Here is a 20,662-nt window from a genome sequence, read left to right on the forward strand (position 1 = left end):
GTTTCTTAACTAGCTGAAATTCAATAAACGATTCTGCATAAGATTTTGTTATCTTATCTTACTATATTTATACAAAAAAGCCTCCTTACGCATGTAAGGAGGTGGAAAAAGATAATTCTAAGGTCATCATGTTATGCCTACTTACTATAAAACCACAATTTGATAGCGTTTTCAACATTTTTTTATTACTTTACTAATTTTCTTTTCGTTTAATGAGGCTCCGTAAATATAACGAAGCCTAACCAAATTTCTACTCTTCTTTATCTGATGGAATCATAATTTCTCCTTCATGCTCTTGTTTTTTTAAGAGCAGCTGGAGAATCGTTTTGGATAATTTACTAGGCTGATAAGGTTTAATCAGAAACTCACACACTCCAAGCTCTAACCCTTTGCTTCTTTCGTCTAAAGCAGATGAGATTAAGATAGGGATTTTTTCTGTCTCTGTATTTTCTTTGAGGTGTCTTAAAACATCCCATCCGTCTAACTTATTTTCCCCTAGCATAATATCTAGAACAACCACTTCAGGCTTTTGCTGATGAATAGAGTTTAATGCGTCTTCTCCGTTGTTAAAATACCGAACATGAAAACCGCTTTCTTTTAATTCTACCTGTAAAAGCGTCGCTAAACTTTTATCATCTTCTACAATCACTACGCTTTTACGGTTATCATTTGTATTTATCATCTCTTCATCGTACTGAACTTCATATAGAAGAGGCAGAACAACCGTGAATGTTGTTCCTTTTTTCCATTCCGATTGTACAGTAATGTCTCCGCCATGAGCTTTTACAATTTCTTTTACAATTGCTAATCCTAGACCCGTTCCGCCAATTTTGCGCATATCGGAATTATCTACTCTGTAGAATTTGGTAAACAATTGACCTATCGCTTCACTTGGTATACCAATTCCTTCATCTTGAATATCAATATAAACAGCGTGTTCCTTTTGATACACTTTAACTGTAACGTTCCCTCCATCGGGCGAATATTTCACTGCATTGCTAATTACATTATTAAACAATTGCAGCAGCTTATCTTTATCTCCCATTACTGTAAAATGCTCTTGATCAGAAATCATATCAAATTCATGCTTACTTGTTTGTATTTTCTGGACCTCAATCACCTGCTTAATAAGCGGCAGAACGTCTTGATACTTTTTATCGTAGGTTTGTTTCCCTGCTTCCATCCTTTGGACGTCCAGAAAATCGTTGATTAAAGACGTTAACCGCTGTGCTTCCTGATAAATAGTAGTTAAATACCTCTTCTGTCTTTCTTCTTTTAATGTTTTGTTTAGCATAAGCTCAGTGAACCCTAATACGCTTGCTAGCGGTGTGCGCAGCTCATGACTCACAGTGCTTACAAATTCCGACTTCATCTGATCAACTTCAAATTCTTTCGTAATATCACGATGAACGAACAATATGCCAAACATCTGACGGTTTCGATACACGTATTCGCTATAAACTTTTATAACTTTTCGCTTACCATCCGTGTGCAGGTAATAAACAAAAGACTTTTCTACTTGCTCTCCCTTACAAATGGCTTCAACGTATTGTCTCAGCTGATGTATATTTTCGACTTTTTGAGAGAGAGCATCTATCCATTGATCGAGAGAAAGCTGAAGAAGCCCGCTTTGATGCTCATATTGAAACAATTCGCTAATCTTTGTATTCACTTGTAGAATCGTACCGCTTGTATCTACAAGCTGCATTCCTTCTTGAATCGAATTTAAAATATCTTGAGATAGCAATCGGTCATGCTCGGACTCTTCGTAAATATAAATTTTTTCAAGAGCAATCGTGATTTGTTTGGCCAGTATTTCAAATGTCTGTAATTCATGTTCTGTGTATTCATCCGCGTAGCGGCTGTAAAACATATAGGCTAGCATATCTCCCTGCGAAGACAGCACCGGTACGATAACATCATACAAATAAAACGTTTGCTGATGATATAGGCGCTCATGTTCTATACACTCTCTTTTTACTACCATACATTTTTTCGTCTTTTGCACATGATCAACGTAATTATTATGAAGATTTGCCACCATCTGTTGAACACTTGCTGAAGATAGACCAAATGAAGCATGTGTCTTTTCATCGGTTAGCATAATAAACCCGTGATCAGCTTTCATCACCCGGCTCATGTTTGTGACAGCACTCGTGAGAACTTCTTGCTTGTGAAGAGAATTTGTTAGTCCATGCACAAATAAATTGCGCAATTCTAACTCTCCTTCTCTTTCCTTTGTTAATTCTAATGCGTGCTGAAGTTCATCTTGCTGACTGTGCAACTCATCTTGCTGTGCAATCAGCTCCTCATTTTGAGCCGTTAACTCCTGTTCATTATTTTGCAAAGTCGATACCATTTTGTAAAAGGCTTGAGATAGCATACCGATTTCATCTCTTCTATGTTCATCAAATGTTATAGGCATTTCTTTTCCGGCAGCAATTTCGCTTGCCGTATATGCTAGCTGACTCAGTGGCTTTACAAACTTATTTAGCAATACCCGTGTAAGCAATAATAAAATGACCACTGTAAACGCTAAAAATAAAATAAAGAACGTTTGACTTTTCTGCATGTCACTCGACGTGTCATCGTACTGTGTATTTAAGTCTTTAGTTAATTCATTTTGGTAGTCATCAAGTTCTTTTTGCATTTGTTCTATTGATTTAGAAGCAGCCTTCCGCTCAGGGCTAGAGCGGACTCCTTCAATACCTTTTTTGTCGTAAATATCTTTAAAATAAGGAAGCGTTTGATTAAAATACGTGTTTAGCATAACCGTCGCTTCATTTACAAACGTACGTTCACGTCTATCTGCGGCTAGACCTGACAGTCGATCAAGATTTTCTTCGATAATTTTTTGCTGACTTGCAGCCTCGTTATACATATCCTCCGAATCAAATGCAATAAACCCACGAGCCTGCAAAAAAGCCTTGTTCATTGATTTATCAATTGTAGATAGCAGCTGTGCCTTCTCCCGTACTTGTGCCCTGTACTGGGCATAATCAGCTGTAATTTCTTTTTGCCGTACAACAAGTACAGTTGAACCCGCTGCAAAAGCAAGTAAAAGGATACTTGCTAAGAGGATGAACTGGGTTGAGATACTTTTTCGTTTTAGTTTATTGTTCATCTAAAATTTCCTCGACACGTTCGGCTAGTAATAGGGGACTAAACGGCTTAGACATAAAATACGCAGCCCCTGCTTCTAACACTCGGCTTTGATCAGCAGCTTGATTCTTAGCTGAAAGCATCAATACTTTTGTATGGCGCTTATCTTTCATTTCTTTCAGCTGTTGAATGACTTCAAGCCCGGTGAACACGGGCATCATATAATCCAAAATAATCAAGTCAAAATCACGTTCTTTAATAAATTCCAAAGCTTCTTCGCCATTTTCTGCTTCCGTCACATCATGTCCTTCATCTTCAAGCGTATCTACCACTAACATACGAAGCACTTCTTCATCTTCCGCTAATAAAATTTTTGCCATTGTTATCCCTCCGCTTGTAGTCGTCCATACGTTTTTTGCAATATGAAGTAGGACGGCTTTATTCGTTCGTGAAAAGTTGGATACTCCCAATTTTTCCACTTGTATAAGTAAAAATCTTTTAATAAAAGTTCTCCTTTTTTCTGAGTCGGAAACGTATCTTCCACGTCATTGCTCTTCTTATTAACAGCTACGACTCCCACTTGAATTCCTTTTATTTTCTCGCTGGATTCCAATCCTTTTTTGGACCAAATATCTCCCATTATTTCTTTTTGACTAGGGTCTTTTACATTTAAAAGCGCCCAAGGAATGCGAAGTTCAGCAATTCCATTTGATTCATTCACTTTAAAATCTGCTAGCGAATCAAATGAAGAAGAGTTAGGATCGCTGTTTCCTTCTTGGAGCTTCCCTGTTTCATAGGCGTCAAAAGGAATGGTTCTCTTGTTTTCCCCTTCTCCAATCGCTAACTCTTTGTTAAGGGCGAGCCTGATTGGGTTAAACATGCCGTTGTCTTTTGTATCGGTTCCTTTTACCGCCGGAATCATTTGAAGCTGATGAGCATATGAAAAATAATACGTATCGTAATAGCTGTCTACCCATAAATGACTGTCTTCTTTCCCGTTTAATTCTGCTACAAAATCAATTCCTTTTGTTTTTAAGGAAGGGATTTGAGGGATCTTTGACTGTCCCTGATTGTTAATCGTGTTAAACAAGAAATAAAGCTTTTGATTTTCCAATTCTTTTGCATTCACGTGTAGATATAGATAACCTTCATCACTTGTAATGTTCAATGCTTTTAACTTCTTAGACGGCTTATACACCGACTTGCTGTTCAGCTTTTTCCAATCATCTGATTTACCGTCCACTTTGACTTTCAGCTTCTTTCCTGGATCAAAACTCAGCAGTCCAAAATGCTGCTCTCCCGTTTGCAAATTCGTCCAAAATGGCCTGCGGTTCGGATTGTCGTACTCCATCGTATTCCACGTTCGCTTAAACCATTCATCTTGCCATGTAAAGACCATACCGCCAGCCATTTTTTCTTCAGCAATATCTTCGTATAAGCGTGACAGAATCTTTCCTTGTTCTTGTTCCGTATGAAAACCTTGATCCCATCCGTATACGTTTCTATGGGTGAGTCCTCGCGAAGCCGGAATGCCAAATTCAGCAACAAGAACGGGCATATGATGAACTTCTTTCATATTTTGCAAATAGCCTGCGTAGTTATTTTTCTCTCCTCGATGATCTCGATAAGCGAGATAACGAGGTTCATAGTTTAAAAAGTCAGGATAGTACGGATAAATATGATAAGAGGCAAATAAGCCCGGCTCAAATTTTTTAGTTGTGTGAATTAAATTAGGATTAACAGACACTTTATCTTCGTCTTCAGAAGGCTCATATGGATGAGTAAGCAAATCCGTCGTCACCCAGTTCGTAAAGCTCATAGGCCGCTGCCAATCATATTTATCCTGCTCATAGGAAATTGTTTTTTCCATAAGCTGGGCAAGCCAAATTTCAAAGGGGTTGCCTTTTTCGGTATAGATGTACTGCCCTTTAAAATCTTTCATGCCTTTATGTTTTTCATTTGTCGAAAGGGCTACCGTGGGATCCCATTCAACTCCTATAATCCATCCTAAAACATAAGGAGACACGTCTGCTGTATACGTTCCGCTTGCATGTCCTGTCCGTTTTGGCAGTGTTGCCTTTCCGTGAATAACGTTTACAATCCTTTTCATTTCAGCTTCAAATTCTTTTGTATTTTCCTTCGCAAAAGCATCTTGGGAATCATAGAAAACTTCTTCATTCACCCATGCCCCATGAAAAAGATAAATAGGTTCTTCGGCTTTTTGGTTATACTCAGCAAGCGCTTCATAAAAGGCGGGAGGATGAATGGTGTATACGCGGATTGAGTTGGCATTCATCTTTCCAATTTCTTCAAACCAGCGCAAATATTCTTCTTTTGAAATAGCAGTCTCACCAGGGAAATGGCCTGGCTTACTAATGCCCATATTTACTCCTTTAATAAGCAAATCTTTCCATTTACCATTTTGATAAACTTGCAAATAATCTTTTCCTACTTTCCCTGCTACTTTAAGGTCAGCATCTTCATAGATTTCCATATTTTTATTAAAAGTAACAGAAGCAGGCTGCGATTCATTTTGCTGTTGATCGATGATCTTATTCATAAGAGGAAGATAAACAGTCCAGTAAAAAGAAGACTCATCTTCTTTTCCGATTTTCTCTGTCCATTTCTTCCACACCGGGTAAAAAGAAGTTTGATAAATGGAAGGTACTTCTCCTTGATCTGCAAAATCTCCTGCAAAGTAATAAGTATCATATCGCTCTTTGTTATGATGAACGACTGCTGGTATGGACAAAGGGATACCATTTTCCTTCAGCTTGTTTTTTCCTTCAGAATCCAAGTGAAAGACAAACTGAGCCTGCACATCACTTTTTTGCTGGGGTGTAATTACGTCAAACCAATATTGATAAGCAGATTCATCCTGTAAATTCGATGTTTTCTTTCCTTGTTTTGTATATTGAAACCATACTGGATTTTCTTTTAATTCTTTTTCCGTTATAATAACGAGCTTATTGGATTCATTAACGAATAATAAGCCTTTTCCTGTAAGGCTCCACTCTTTGTTGTACTGCTTTTTGTAAGCACTCTTCACCCAAGCAGGAACTTCTTCACTGCCGAATTCATCAAAATAGCGACCAATCCAGCCGGACCACGTCACATTGTACAATTCATACAGTTCTTTGCGAACGTCTAAGGAAGTAGGGCTTCCAAATGTATTAAACTCTCCAATCAGCGTTTTTGTACGTCCATTCAATGCTTTCTTAACGTAGCTCACGTCTTCAGAAGTCATGCCGCCATACACCAATTGAGAGCGATCTCCTCTTTTAGCTTTTACGCCTAAATCTTCTTTGTATACACCATACGTGTCCGTGATATAAATCATATCTGCAGAGTTTGTTTTTGGCAGAGATTTAATGCTGTATGTTTTATCTCCTTTCGGGTAAAACCCTGCATAATCTTTTGAGATTTCATAAGGCTTCCCGTCTTTGCGTACTTTCGCTTGATTCAGCATCCACATTAAGCCTTGATGCTCTCGAAACGTTTGATCTGGCACTGTTTTATCAATGACAAGCATATTCAAATCAGTTGGTTTCTTTAGCTGCCAAATAAGAAATGGAGAAGCCGTTATCGCCATAACCAAAATAATGCCGCCGATTAATAACCATTTTTTCATTGTGAAACTCCTTTTCGCTGCATGTCTCCCCAGCCTTTTTTATTGCGAATAACATCCAACAATCCATGACAGCGCCATATAACAGTTAGAGGGCGATACCAAAAGGATTCAGTCAGGGAAAAGACAAATAGCTTAGCAATATCAGATACTTTTGGATATTTACGAAGGCTCCACTCTTCTAGCAAAACGGCCGCCATTGAATAAAGAGAACCATATACAACCATTAAAAGAAAAAGCAAATAAGCAAATTCTACATAAATTCCGCCTACAACTAGAGAAATAACAATAAACAAATAGCCTAACATTTCCATGACCGGTCCGATTAGTTCAATAAACACAAAATAAGGCATGGAAATCATTCCGATGCTTCCGTATTTCGGATTAAACAGCATCTCTTTATGCTTCCAAAGACTATCAAATAAACCACGGTGCCAGCGGTTTCGCTGTCTTCGCAAATATTTGATTTCATCAGGTGCTTCTGTCCAGCATACGGGATCTGGAATATAAACAATTTGATTGTTGGTTTTTTTCTGTTTAATCAGCCGGTGCAGGCGAACGACAAGCTCCATGTCTTCGCCGACTGTATGAGAATACCCGCCAGCTTCAATCACCCAGCGTTTAGAAAATACGCCAAATGCTCCTGACACAATAAGTAATAAATTATGGCGACTGAGACCAATGCGCCCCATAAGAAAGGCACGTAAATATTCAATAATCTGCATCACAACAAGCGGCTGCGTATCAAGTCCAATCGATACGACCGCACCGTTTTCGATTTTACATCCGTTTGCAATTCGAATACTTCCCCCTGAAGCAATTACTTCTCCGTCTGAATCAATAATTGGCTTCATAACTTTTAAAAAAGCATCTCTTTCTAACACTGAATCGCCATCGATCGAACAAAAATAAGGATAGTTGGATAAATTAATTCCTGCATTTAATGCATCTGACTTTCCCCCATTTTGTTTATCGACTACATATAAATAATCGTATAATTTAGAACGATATACAGCTTTTACTGCTTTCGTCTCTACTTGCTTTCTCACAACTCGATTCATTTTCACAAGAGAAAACTCTTCGATAAGCTTTTCTAACGTATCATCTGAAGATCCGTCATTTACTACGATTACTTCATATTCCGGATATTCAATTCCAAGCAGCGAACGTACGCTCCCAATAATCCCGACAGATTCGTTATAAGCGGGAACTAATATAGATAACGGCGTTGTATAGCTAACCGCAAGCAAATCTTCATAAGGTTCTTCATCGTTTAATTGATATTGCTTTCGCAGTTGAAAAGCAGAGATGATAAACATCATAAAATAAAAACAAAGCACAAAAATCATATAAGCAAATACAGCCCATCCGCAAATGGACAATAAAAGATGCCAAACACTATTCCACAACCGTAATTCCTCCTTTTTCAAGCCATTCTGCTGCCATATCTTTCGAAAACTTGTCATCAGTCGTTTTGTATACATGAACTAAGTATTCTTTACCTGTTGGGATTTTCATCATTGACTGAGCAGCATTCGAACGCACAAGAAAATGAGAATCTTTTAGCGACTGCTCGAGAATTGATAACCCCTTCTCATCTCTCGTTTTACCTATTAGTTTTGTAGCCATCATTCTTTCTTGCCAAATACCTGACTGAAGATGGTTCGTGAGCTCCTCTATTCTTAATGGAAAAGATAAAGCATTAAGTGATTTCAACGAACGAATTCGCAGTTCTTCTGATGAACTTTTCATGTGCATTTTTAAGAAATCTATATACTCTAACTTATGATTGATACCGATCATATCGATAAGAGGCAGCTGAATTTCTTCTTGCAGGTCTTCAAATTTATTAATAAATTGCTGAAACTGTTCACTGTTCATAGTTCCAAACAAAGAGCGGTACATAAATTCAGACAGCGGTCTAGAAGCGTTCGTCATGTACACAACAAACTCAGGGCGGTTCAGCTTAACCAAAATCTTTAAAATTTGATTTTTTTCAGCCGCTGTACTATTTTTTTTCTCATACATTTCTACTAATTGGTCTGTTAGCGTAGTTAGACCAAAGTCTTCAATAGCATAAAGGGCATTCATTCTGACACTCCACCTAGAATGATGCAGCTCTTTTTTATATTTGGGAGTAAAAACCTTCTCCGCATAGAGCGTAATGTTATTTAAAATTTCATCGCCTTGCACAGCTGCAGAAAAACCGCTTAATAGTTCCTCTACACCCGCCAGCTCTATTTTATTTTTAGGCTCTACCCGATGCTCTTCATCTTTTCTGTATAAATAAATAAAAAGAGATTCTTTTATACTATCTTTATAGGATTCTACTTTTGCTCGAAAAGCGTTTAAACGCGCTTTTTGAATAAGTAAATAACTCAGAAAACAGACTAAAAGCAATAGCAATCCGCTAAATAAGACATACACCACTTGAATGGACATCGCCATTTATTTCACCTTCTTCATTAAATGACGTACGCGCGCTTCAAGCTCCATTAACTTAAATGGCTTTGTCATGTAATCGTCTGCCCCGAGCTCTAATGCTCTTTGAATATCTTGTTCGCTGTTTCTTGATGTAAGCATAATAACCGTATACTGATCGTGACGTTTATTATGTCTTAATTTTTGCAGCACTTCTAAGCCATCCATTTTAGGCATCATTCCGTCTAAAATAACAAAGTACTGATCGCTAGAATGAATCCATTGAGACTCAAAAAATTCGATCCCATCTTTAAACACTTCTATTTTCACTTCATAGCGATCTCCTACATCAATCTTGCTTAAAAGCTCTTTCAGCATCGTTCGAATGATAGAATCATCATCAATAATAGCCATACGAAGCGTTCGCTTTTTAACCAGCTTGCTTTGAGAAGAAGCTACAATTTTTTGACGTCCTGATTCCTTCGCTATATATAATGCCTCATCAGCTTGATGAAGAGCTTTTTCTAACGGCCATTCAGTGTTATGAACTTCTACAACTCCGCCGGAAAAGCTGCAATAAAACGAATTGCTTTGATGTGTGAACACTTTTTCCACAAAGAAATCCAACAGTCTATTTAATACTGTTTCTGCCTCTTTTATATTGGTTTTTGGCAGTAAAAGAATAAATTCTTCGCCTCCATATCTAAAAATGTGATCTGTTGGACGAATTTCATGCTTCATATACTCTACAAATGCTTGCAGCACACGGTCTCCCATAAGATGTCCATATCGATCATTTATTCTCTTAAAGAAATCTAAATCTAAAATCGCTAAACAAAAAGGATCTTTTAAGCGGTCGTAGCTGGATAGCTGCTGACTGTAGATTTCTTTTAAATACGTTCGGTTATAGGCTCCTGTTAATTCATCAAACATTAAATAGGAGTTAAACATCTGCTTTCGTTCAATATGGTGACCAATTCGAAGTAGACTTTCTTCCATATCGAGAGGTTTAACAAAAAAATCATCGGCCCCTAATTTAAAAGCCTTCAAACGCGTCTCTCTTTGATTATCAACGCTCATCATGACAATCGGGACGAACAGTTGCTTTGTTTTATCGCGTAAAAATGAAAGAATGTCAAAGCCTGTACCGTCTTTCATATGGACATCTACAACAAAACAATCCGGCTTTAATTCGTAAAAAGCCGTAATAGCTTTTTCTTTAGAGGCAGTTGCTAATACGTACCAGCCTTGTTTTTCAAACTGTTCTTTTAAATACATCAACATTGAAAGATCGTCGTCAACAAGTAAAATATTAGCTGTTTTTTCACTGATTTCTAGCGGTTTATTTATATCTTCTACCGATTGAATTTCATCTTGATAACAAATTTTAATAATATCTAATAAAAAAGCATTTAACTCCGCGTAATCCCAGGTTTTTTTCTGATTTTTTTCCACAGCTTCCATTAACTCGCGGGAGCGGTCTCCTAAATAATGCAGTCCAATGGTCGCAGCCGTTCCAGAAATTGAATGCAAAAAGCGGTACACCTCTTCATGAGGTATTTCTTTATTTTGATCGGTCCACTCTTGCAGCTGCTTGCGGACATTAGCTAATAATGCAATTTGATATTTATCCATCTTATACACCCTTTGTTCGATATAGTTAACACTTACTCCATATTACTTCATACATTTTTCTATAATATTTTGTAAGTAAATGAAATATTTTCTTACTTTTATTTTAAGTATGTTTTTTAAAAATGAAAAGCAATTCCTTTTTAACCATACTTTTCCTCCAATGATTTTACTTTAAAATGATTCTTTTTTCACTCATTATTTTTTCTTCCCAATAAGCAAAATGACCTGTTATCTTCTTTATAAATAGACCTGCAACCTTATTGACAAAATTAATGAGTCTTTGTTACCCTTATACACGTTGTGAAAAATTTAAAAGTGAATGTTAAGGAAAGCATCCGTTTTGATGAACGATCAATCAAATCAGGTTCTTTCCTTTTTATATTTTTACTAAGGTAGATACTTTGCTAAATAAAGTTTCGCTTTATACACCGTGTCCTCTTTGTCATAGGCGCACTTAGACCGAAAACAGACGGAAAGGAGTATAAAATGTTTACTCAGCTTACAGAAAAAAACCAGAATGCAGAAGAACTAAAAGAAACACTTGATGATTTAGAGTTTCAGCTATTTCGCATGCAGGATAATTTAAAAGAAATTGCTAAAAAGTATGAAGTTATTGGCGTCGATCAGCCTGAAGATAATCAGTTAGTTATTGTATCGGCACAAAATGACGGAAACGCATGTAAAATTATGCTAAACGAATGCACAAAAGCTTATAGAGGGGCTTGGGATTTTGCTATCGACGGCGTATATGAAGATAATCACACGATTTTCATCGGTGATATTAAAGGGCCTGCTAATAAAGGATATGGCTCTGTATGTATGAATTATTTAAAAGAAGTAGCGGTTGATCAAAATGTTCATGTCATTAAAGGCGATATCGCTGAACGCGACTGGGATCATCTCGAAAGATTGATTCATTTTTATGAAAAACATAACTTTGAGGTGAATATCGATTATACGAATAAGTGCGGAGAAATTGAGTGGACTCCAGCTTATCAATAAAAAAAACGAACAGACAGCATCTGTTCGTTTTTTATTTGATATATGCTAAGCTTTTTTTAATGCTGCTAAGAGGACTTTCTATACAGTGATCTTGTTCAACGATCCACCATTTTACGCCTGCTCTATGTCCTTCTTGCATTACAGCCTTTACATCTACTCCTCCGGTACCAAGAGGAGCAAAAAATTGCTCGCCGTCTGTTGTCATATCTTTTAAATGAATAAAAGGCGTACGATTTTGATAATGCTTCATCCACTCCACTGGATCTTCGCCTGCTTTAGTCAGCCAATAAATGTCCAGCTCTACGTTTACCTCAGTTTCTTCTAAGATTGTTTGGAGAGCTGACTTTCCAGTTGACAATTTCTTCAGCTCAAAATCATGATGATGATAGCTAAACGACATGCCTTCTTTTTTACAATACACGTAAATAGAATTTAAAGAATCAATAAGTTCGTAATATCCTTTTTCCGTTTGACGTTCAGGCATTAAATAAGGACAAACAATATGTGAATTTCCAACTTGCTGTTCAAAGTGAATCACTTGCTCTAAATTAGATTCTAATTGTTCAAGCGGCACATGACTAGAAGCCGGCTTCAACTGTAAATCCGTTAACCATGCTTTTACTTCTTTTGCTGTATATCCTTCGTACCCTGCAAATTCTACCCCTTGATATCCTAAAGCAGCTACTTTTTGAAGCGTTCCTTTAAAATCTTTTTTCGTTTCTTCACGCAGCGTATAAAGCTGAACTCCTACAGGTATTTCTTCCATCTTCTCTCCCCCTGTTCATTGAGAAAGCTCCTATAATAGGAGCTTCTGCTTTTATTTCACTGCACTTCCAAGCATTCCTGAAATAAAATGACGCTGAAGTGCCAGGAAGAAAACAATGATTGGAATGGTTGCAATCGTTACTCCCATCATTACTTGACCGTAATCAATAATCGATAAGCCAATTAAGCTTGAAAGAGCAACTGGCAATGTAGCCATTTCGTTAGATGTAGTCGCAACTAGAGGCCACATAAAGTTATTCCACTGTGTCATAAATAAGAAAATAGCTGCTGCAGCCATAGCAGGCTTCATAGAAGGAAGCACAATAGTTAAAAAGATTCTCATCTCTCCAGCTCCGTCTAAACGAGCTGCTTCAATAAGTTCCGTTGGAAAAGCTAAAAAGTTCTGACGTAATAAAAAGATAGCAAACGGAAAGCACAGCTGCGGAACAATAAGAGCAAAATACGTATCAAGCAAATTAAAATTCGACATCAGCTGAAAAAGCGGAATGAGCGTTGCTTGATATGGAATCATCATAGACAATAAAAGCGTAGTGAAAATTGCGTTTCGACCTTTGAATTCAAATTTAGACAGCGCATATGCGGCTGTGGAGCAGACCATTAAAGCTACAATCACATACACGACTGAAACAAATACTGAGTTAAAAAAGACGCGCCCTAAATCAATTGAAGCATTTAAATTTTGTAGATTTGTCATAAATTGATCGCCAGGCTTCAGCGTTGGAGGGTTTGTAAACATTTTTCCTGATTCATTCGTAGCGCCGATAATCATCCAGTAAAAAGGAAAAATAGAAATAATCGTGAACAGCCCAAGCATGCTGTATAATCCTATTTTGCGCATGACGTTACTTTTCTTTTTAACTTTAGGCAAGGTAGCTACTGCAGTTGCTTCTACTCTCTCTAATACACTCATGATTTATCACCCGTAAATTTAAATTGGAAGAACGTTAAAATGCCAACTAATAATACAACAACGTACGCAATGGCTGAAGCATATCCAAAATCAAAGTATTTAAAGCCATTTTGATAAATATATAAGCCTAGCGTCATCGTGGAATCAGCAGGGCCGCCTTTTGTTAAGTTAAAAGGTTCGTCAAACAATTGAAGCGTGCCAATTGTTGATAAAATAGTAGCAAATAAGATAACGGGTTTTAATTGTGGAACCGTTACGTGGAAAAACTTTTGAATTCGGTTTGCCCCGTCTAAATCAGCTGCTTCGTAAACTTCATGAGATAAACTTTGAAGAGCTGCTAGAAAAATAACCATGTTATAACCTGTCCATCTCCAAGTCATCGCAACGATGATTGAGACTTTAGCCCAGAATGGATCTCCCAGCCACTGAATGGCATCAATACCAAAAAAACCTAAAATAGTATTCATTATTCCTTCATCTTGAAGAATGATTGAAAACAAAATAGAATAGGCAACTAGTGACGTTACTGCAGGCAAGAAAAATGAAACTCGGAAAAAACCTTTTAGTCTTAAAAGCTGACTGTTTAACGCGTTAGCTAGTACAAGTGCTAATAAAATCATTACGGGCACTTGAACGATTAAAATAATGCCGGTATTTCCAAGCGCTTTCCAGAAAATATCATCTCCGAGCAATCGTGTATAGTTTGATAACCCGGTAAATACATACTTTCCGCCTTCCATGCTCTGAAAGCTTAGAATAAAAGATGAAAAAATAGGGTAGATGGTAAACAGCGCAAACAGCAAAAGTGCTGGAGCAATAAATAAGTAAGGCAACGATTTATTTGTCTTCATGATGACCTCCTAGTACCGCAAGAAGAAGAGATAGAAGGCAATTTTCTAAAAATCACCTTCTATGCTTCTTGATTATTTTTGAATTCGGTTTTCTAAGCGTTTTTGAGCTGCTTCAAGCGAGTCTTTAACGCCTTTACCATTTGTTACTTCTGACACAGCTTTGACTGCTTCACTGTTTGCAACTGAGTAATTGCCCGTAAAGTTAACCGGCTTAATATCTTTCATTTCATCTGCGAATGTTTTCCAAATCGTTTGATTGCTAAAGTACTCATCTTGTGCAGTGAATAATTTTGAAGAATATACGGTATTTAATGATGGGAATAATCCGCCCTTCATCGCTTCTTCTTGAACTTTATCCGTTGTTGAGAAATACTCCATAAATTTGTACGCTTCATCTGCTTTTTGACTAGTTGCTGAAATCACATAGTTGCTTCCGCCTAAGTTAGAAGCACGGTTGCCTCCTTCTTCAAACGAAGGTAATAAAAACACTCCCCATTTTCCTTTTAAATCTGGAGCCTGCTGCGTAATAGAACCTGATAGCCAAGCACCAGATGGTGAACTTGCTACTTTACCTTCTGCTAAAGCACTGATTGAAGCATCCCAGCCCACTGTATTTTTAACAATGCCTGCTTCTTTTAACTTCTTATTTAACTCCATTGCTTTTTTCGCTTCTTTAGAAGTTAAATTCAACTTTCCTTTGTTATTAAAATAGAACGTACCTTGCTGTGTCAGCGTCATTCGGAATAAGCCATCGTCATTATTAAAATCTAAACCTAGTAAATCAACGCCGACTTTTTCTTTAATTTTCTTACCAGCCGCAATGTAATCATCCCATGTTTTGATACTGTTTGGATCTACGCCTGCTTTTTCAAAATAATCTGTGCGATAGAAAACGCCTGTTGGACCTGCATCAAACGGGAAGCCGTACATATCCCCATCCTTTGATAAAAGAGTTTTCTTAAACTCTGGAAACTTATCTTCTTGCTTATCAAATCCTTTTTTAGATAGGTTTAAAAATGCATTTGGAAATGCATCCAAGTATCCTTGGAAACGATCGTCTTCTACTAATACAATATCAGGAAGGCCTTTTCCGCCAGCTTGCAATCCTGTTGTTAATTTTGAATAAACGTCTTCACGTCCCATATCCACTACTTTTAATTTAAATCCTGGATTCTCTTTTTGGTATTCTGCTGCTGCTTTCTTTAATACCGGTACGTTAATATTCCAAGCCCATGCAACAACTTCTTTTCCACCGCTACCACTTGTTTCATTAGCGGACTTTCCTCCGCATCCTGCAAGTACTAGGGTTAAAATGAGTGCAAAACTGATTAAACTAAACCAACGTTTCAATGAATACCCCTCCTATAATCTCGTCTCCTAGTGTGGCAAGTTTTTTTGTAAACGCTCATGACTCTTTCTCAAGAGAATTATTGAAAAATAATTCTGTATATTGAAAGCGTATACAATTTACTTAATCTAAATTATATGAATGAATACCCTTTTCCTCAATGGTAAATATAAAAGGCAAAAACCTTACATTTTTGCCTTTTTCTAAATTGGTTTTGTTATTATGGTTTCTATTAACTTTTTCGTTCATGAAAAAAAGCGAATGTACTGTCGTTGTTGAAACAGAACACAATCGCTTATTTAAAAAAATCCAATGTATACTATTTTTTTGCTACATAAGTAACACTTTCTTGCTTATTTGGGACGTTCTAAGGAAAATAATTGCCCCAATTTACTATAGTTAGAACCCGCAAGTCGGCTGACTGGCTTCACACGTTCTGCAGAAACGCGATCGTTTTCTATCACTTTTTCACTAATATGAAACATCACAACTTCACCGATAAACAAATCTGAGCTGTATGCCTCATCCGTTCCTAATGGAACAATTTGGTGAAGCTTACATTCCATCCGAATGCTGGCTTCTTGAATTCCGGGAACCTGCACTTTTTTGCTCGGTGCTAGTGTTAACCCTGTTTCTTCGACTTCACTCACGGAAGAAGGATAAGAAGATGCCGCTTGATTCACTTGTTCCACTAAGTTTTCGTCTACAAGATGAACTACAAATTCTTTAGATGCACTAATATTTTTTGCCGTATCTTTCGTCATTTGACCTTCACTTCTCGAAACCGAAACGGCAATCAGCGGAGGCTCTGCCGCAACTACATTAAAGAAACTAAACGGTGCGGCATTCACTACACCGTCATCATTTTGACTTGTAACAAACGCAATCGGCCGGGGAATGACGACCCCTGTTAACAAATGATAATTGTCTTTTGCACTTTGTACCGCTGGATCGACTACCTTCATTTTACACACTCCTTTTCTTCCATTTACTTTATTGTATGGTAACGAAAAGAGTATAGATTAGCTAGCAACTTGCTCACCAAATATGCAAAAAAGAGATTGAGACATACCTCCATCCACCTAATCCGAAGACAAACAAATGGGAGTAATGAGCTGGTATCGATCACTTGTGACACCACTGTTGATTTCCATAGAAGGCTTCGCTTTCCGCGGGCGACCGATGAGCCTCCTCGTCGATTACGGGCCTGCGGGGTCTCATCACTTCTGTTTTTCCCTCAGGAGTCTTCGCCTTCCTCTCCAATCAACAGCTAGAAGCAACTAACTAGATGAAACCTACGTTCACTACAACAATGAAAAAATCCGAACGATTCATCGTTCGGATTTTCCTGCAACTAAAATATTTTCAGCCTTTTTCTTTAATTTAACACCGTGATTTTCACTGTACGACGTCCGAATGCTTTTGCAGCTGACTCAGAAGGTACTAATACATCAATTCGATATCCTTTAATCGCACCGCCCGTATCACCTGCTGTTGCCACTCCGTATCCTTCTACATATACTTTTGAACCTAATGGAATAACGGATGGATCTACCGCAATAATTTTATGAGTGCCTGAACTTACATTTTGTCCAGTCGCTGTTACGCCGCTACATCCTGCACAATTAGCTGTATAAGCTGTTGCTTCTACATACATTTCTTTTCCAGAATGCTTTTGTGTGCTTTCTTCTTTTTTCGTTTCTTTTGCTTCTGAAGAAACGGCTGCTTTCTTCTCTGTAGCAGCAGCTGTTTTTACTTCTTGTTTTGGCTCTGTTTTTACTTCTTTTTTAGCCGTTGCCAGTTCAGCTTGACGCTTTGCTTCTGCATCAGCCTCAGCCTTTTCAGCTGCCTGCTGTTTTGCCACTTGCTCAGCTTGCTTTTGAGCTGCTTCTTTTTCTTTTGCAATCTTATCTTGAATGCCTGTTAATTCAGACTGAAGGTTTGCTTTTTCTGAAGAAGCTGCATCAATTTCATTTACGACCGTGCTGTACTTTTCTTGCATAGTTGTTAACGTTGCTGTTTGTTTGGCAACGTTTTTATCTAATTCAGCTTGTTTAGCCGCTAAGCTACCTTTTGCTGCTTCTAATACTTTTTCTTGCTTATCAATTTCTTTTTTATCTTTTTCAATTTGATCTAAATCATTTTGATGCTGCTTTAAAATATCATTATCTGCTGACAATAACGTTGTGACAGCACCCATACGTGCAACAAAATCTCCAAAGTTATCAGCATTCATTAATGTATCAATAACAACACTTGTTTTATCGTCTTGCTGCAAAGCAACTAATCGATTTTCAATAATATCTTTACGACTTAACACTTTTTCCTGAAGCAAAACAATTTCTTTTTTCTTTTTCTCAATCATTTTGTTCGCTTCTGAAATCTGCTTTTCAGTCGATGCTAACTCTTTTTTATTGCTAGAGATTACTGTATGTAATGAATTTAATTGTGATTGAATGTTTTGAACATCTGAATTGATAGACTGTTTCTCTTTCTCTTTTTGTTGAACAGCCTTTTCTGTTTCTTTAATTTTATTTTCAGTACTCTGGAGCGCTTCTTCATTCGATTGGGCGTGAGTCTCTGTGATGCCGGTCATGAAGAAAATTCCTGTGACTGCTGCAAGAGTCATACGCTTAAAAATTTTCATAAAGTAATAGTCCCCTTTCCTCATAGACATAGTTATACCATAAAAAACTATCTGTTTATGTTACAATACAGTTAAAAGTTTCCCATAATCTGTATAACCAAGAATCTCTTTCTGGGAATTCATCACCAGAATCCCTTGATAGAGAGGTTTACTGTTTATTAAAAAAGATATATTTTTGTCATAAACAGGGCAAAATTGCTCTTTAAAAATAGAAATAAACGCTTATTATTACAGGTATATTACAAATTTTTCACAGAAAATTATGTGTTTTACCGTCTTTTTTCGGTGTTTTTTACTTTTTATTACATAAATTCCACCTACATAATTCCTACACTATTTATAAAGTTGTGACTTTTTCACTTCTTTTTTACACTTTACATACATAAAAAGACGCCCATAAATCAAATGAGCGTCTTTTTTCTACACACGTATAAAACCATTATTTGTCAGAGGTTACTAGTTTTAAAGGCACTGGAATTTGCTTATCTACCTTTTTGCCTTGAAGAACATTTTTAGCAGACTTTACGGCAAGTTTACCGATTAAAACAGGCTGCTGAGCTACAGTTGCTCCTAGCTTCCCTTCTTTTACCGCTTTAATTGCATCGTCGTTTCCATCAAACCCTACTACTAGCACATCTTTTCCTGAGCTGTTAATCGCTTGAATAGCTCCTAATGCCATTTCATCATTATGAGCAAATACGGCTTTGATCCCAGGATTTCCTTGAAGAACATTCTCCATAACGTTTAAGCCTTTTGTACGGTCAAAATCAGCCGACTGTTTAGCCGTAATATCTAGCTTTTGATCTGCAACGTTGTGGAACCCTTTTCCTCGTTCACGAGTTGCTGAAGCTCCCGGCACGCCTTCAAGTTCTGCTACTTGAGCTTTTTCCCCTACTTTTTTCACAATGTAATCAGCAGCCATTTGACCACCTTTTACATTATCTGAAGCTACCAGTGTTTCTACTTTTCCTTTTTCTGCTGAACGATCTAGCGTAATAACTGGAATTCCTACATTATTAGCCGATTGTACAGCTGTTGAAATAGCAGCTGAATCCGTTGGGTTAATAAGCAGAATGTTAACACCTTGCTGCATTAAATCTTCTACATCGTTAATTTGTTTTGCTGAATCATTTTGAGCATCTACTACAACTACTTCCATGCCCAGTTTTTTTGCTTCTTTTTGTACCCCTTCTTTTAACGAAACAAAGAACGGATTGTTTAATGTAGAAACGGATAAACCAATTTTAATATCTTTTAAATTTTTACTTTCAGATGGTTTCGCCCACTCAGGAGGCTGAAGTGAACAAGCCCCTAACAGTAATAATGAAAATGATAATAGCACGAGCCAAATTTTCTTCATGTTTTTCCCTCCTAAGCTGACTTTTTGCGATCAATTAATACCGCGATTAAAATAACAATTCCTTTTACAACCATTTGGTAAAATGACGAAACGCCGAGTAAGTTCAAACCGTTGTTTAACGTTCCGATAATCAGCGCACCAATTAACGTTCCAACAATGCGTCCACGTCCTCCAGAAAGGCTTGTTCCCCCCAGTACTACTGCAGCGATAGCATCTAACTCATAAGACGTACCTGCCGTTGGCTGAGCAGAGTTCAAGCGAGAAGTCAAAATCGCTCCTGATAGCGCTGCCAATAATCCTGCTAGTGAGTAAATCATAACCTTAACTTTCGGAACTTTGATTCCTGAAATAAATGCTGCTTTTTCATTTCCACCGATTGCATATGTTCTGCGGCCAAACGGTGTTTTATGCAAAATCACCCATAGGACAGCAAACGCTAGTACCATCGTAATTGCCGGAACAGGAATACCTAGAAAATAGCCGCGGCCAAATAACTGGAAGTAATAGTTTTCGCCTAAGCCCGTAATCGGATTTCCATCTGTATAAACAAGCGTTAACCCTCTAAAAATTGTCATCGTCGCTAGCGTTGCAATAAACGGCGCCATTTTTCCTTTTGTAATAAGCAAGCCGTTAATCATACCCATTACAGCTCCTAACACACATCCTATTAAAATAGCTAAAATAGGATCTACACCTGACACAATCATACCTGCCATTAACGCACTTGATAAAGCAAGTATAGAGCCAACCGATAAATCAATTCCGCCTGTTAAAATGACAAACGTCATACCGAATGCAATTAAGGCATTAATGGCTACTTGACGCAGCAAGTTTAAAATATTTAAAGGTTCTAAAAAGCTTGGATTTAAAATCGATACAATGACAATAAGAATAAATAGACCTAGTAACGGACCTAGCTTTTGCATCACGTTATCAACGCGATTTTCTTTTATCGCTGTGTTTGCTTTCATT

The 20,662-nt window shown here is 37.4% G+C and carries 15 protein-coding genes; 1 reads left to right on the forward strand and 14 read right to left on the reverse strand.

The window, feature by feature from the left end; all coding sequences use genetic code 11:
* Positions 1-250: 250 nt before the first annotated feature.
* The 6 genes from AC3WJG_RS11890 to AC3WJG_RS11915 are packed head-to-tail and all read right to left on the reverse strand — an operon-like array spanning position 251 to position 10,786.
* The gene (locus AC3WJG_RS11890) at positions 251-3,124 is read right to left on the reverse strand and encodes an ATP-binding protein (protein WP_337133727.1); all 2,874 of its coding nucleotides are present in this window, start codon (positions 3,122-3,124) and stop codon (positions 251-253) included.
* Positions 3,114-3,482 carry a response regulator transcription factor gene (locus AC3WJG_RS11895; RefSeq protein ID WP_025749698.1) on the reverse strand — a complete coding sequence of 123 codons (369 nt, stop codon included), beginning with the start codon at positions 3,480-3,482 and terminating at the stop codon, positions 3,114-3,116. The genes AC3WJG_RS11890 and AC3WJG_RS11895 overlap by 11 nt, the downstream gene beginning before the upstream one ends.
* A gap of 2 nt (positions 3,483-3,484) precedes the next feature.
* Complete coding sequence (locus tag AC3WJG_RS11900) at positions 3,485-6,733, reverse strand: hypothetical protein (protein ID WP_492588256.1); 3,249 nt, start codon at positions 6,731-6,733, stop codon at positions 3,485-3,487.
* The gene (locus tag AC3WJG_RS11905; protein WP_492588258.1) at positions 6,730-8,139 is read right to left on the reverse strand and encodes a glycosyltransferase family 2 protein; all 1,410 of its coding nucleotides are present in this window, start codon (positions 8,137-8,139) and stop codon (positions 6,730-6,732) included. Before AC3WJG_RS11905 ends, AC3WJG_RS11900 begins: the two co-directional genes overlap by 4 nt.
* Complete coding sequence (locus tag AC3WJG_RS11910) at positions 8,129-9,178, reverse strand: HEAT repeat domain-containing protein (protein ID WP_098332429.1); 1,050 nt, start codon at positions 9,176-9,178, stop codon at positions 8,129-8,131. The genes AC3WJG_RS11905 and AC3WJG_RS11910 overlap by 11 nt, the downstream gene beginning before the upstream one ends.
* A complete protein-coding gene (locus AC3WJG_RS11915) occupies positions 9,179-10,786 on the reverse strand; it encodes a GGDEF domain-containing response regulator (RefSeq protein ID WP_028407643.1) in 1,608 nt (535 codons plus the stop codon).
* Positions 10,787-11,272: 486 nt separating this feature from the next.
* Between AC3WJG_RS11915 and AC3WJG_RS11920 the strand changes: the two genes are divergently transcribed.
* Positions 11,273-11,788: a GNAT family protein gene (locus tag AC3WJG_RS11920; RefSeq protein ID WP_013055642.1), complete on the forward strand. Its 516-nt coding sequence runs from the start codon at positions 11,273-11,275 to the stop codon at positions 11,786-11,788.
* 31 nt (positions 11,789-11,819) lie between these two features.
* Here AC3WJG_RS11920 and AC3WJG_RS11925 read toward each other — a convergent pair whose 3' ends face one another.
* From AC3WJG_RS11925 to rbsC, 8 genes are all read right to left on the reverse strand, one after another.
* The gene (locus tag AC3WJG_RS11925) at positions 11,820-12,554 is read right to left on the reverse strand and encodes a sugar phosphate isomerase/epimerase family protein (RefSeq protein WP_098433455.1); all 735 of its coding nucleotides are present in this window, start codon (positions 12,552-12,554) and stop codon (positions 11,820-11,822) included.
* Positions 12,555-12,605: 51 nt separating this feature from the next.
* On the reverse strand, positions 12,606-13,412 hold the full coding sequence (locus AC3WJG_RS11930; protein WP_013055640.1) for a carbohydrate ABC transporter permease: 807 nt from the start codon (positions 13,410-13,412) through the stop codon (positions 12,606-12,608).
* Positions 13,413-13,480: 68 nt separating this feature from the next.
* Positions 13,481-14,335, reverse strand: coding sequence for a carbohydrate ABC transporter permease (locus AC3WJG_RS11935; RefSeq protein ID WP_014461372.1), 855 nt, complete (start codon positions 14,333-14,335; stop codon positions 13,481-13,483).
* A 72-nt stretch (positions 14,336-14,407) separates the two neighbouring features.
* Complete coding sequence (locus tag AC3WJG_RS11940; protein WP_028407641.1) at positions 14,408-15,685, reverse strand: ABC transporter substrate-binding protein; 1,278 nt, start codon at positions 15,683-15,685, stop codon at positions 14,408-14,410.
* Between the two features lie 351 nt (positions 15,686-16,036).
* Positions 16,037-16,648 carry a flavin reductase family protein gene (locus AC3WJG_RS11945; RefSeq protein ID WP_028407640.1) on the reverse strand — a complete coding sequence of 204 codons (612 nt, stop codon included), beginning with the start codon at positions 16,646-16,648 and terminating at the stop codon, positions 16,037-16,039.
* Positions 16,649-17,061: 413 nt separating this feature from the next.
* The gene (locus AC3WJG_RS11950) at positions 17,062-18,330 is read right to left on the reverse strand and encodes a 3D domain-containing protein (protein WP_025749708.1); all 1,269 of its coding nucleotides are present in this window, start codon (positions 18,328-18,330) and stop codon (positions 17,062-17,064) included.
* Between the two features lie 439 nt (positions 18,331-18,769).
* On the reverse strand, positions 18,770-19,690 hold the full coding sequence (gene rbsB, locus AC3WJG_RS11955) for a ribose ABC transporter substrate-binding protein RbsB (RefSeq protein WP_013055634.1): 921 nt from the start codon (positions 19,688-19,690) through the stop codon (positions 18,770-18,772).
* Positions 19,691-19,701: 11 nt separating this feature from the next.
* Complete coding sequence (gene rbsC, locus AC3WJG_RS11960) at positions 19,702-20,661, reverse strand: ribose ABC transporter permease RbsC (protein WP_025749709.1); 960 nt, start codon at positions 20,659-20,661, stop codon at positions 19,702-19,704.
* Position 20,662: the final 1 nt, after the last annotated feature.

The organism is Priestia sp. FW507-14D1A (assembly GCF_058781295.1).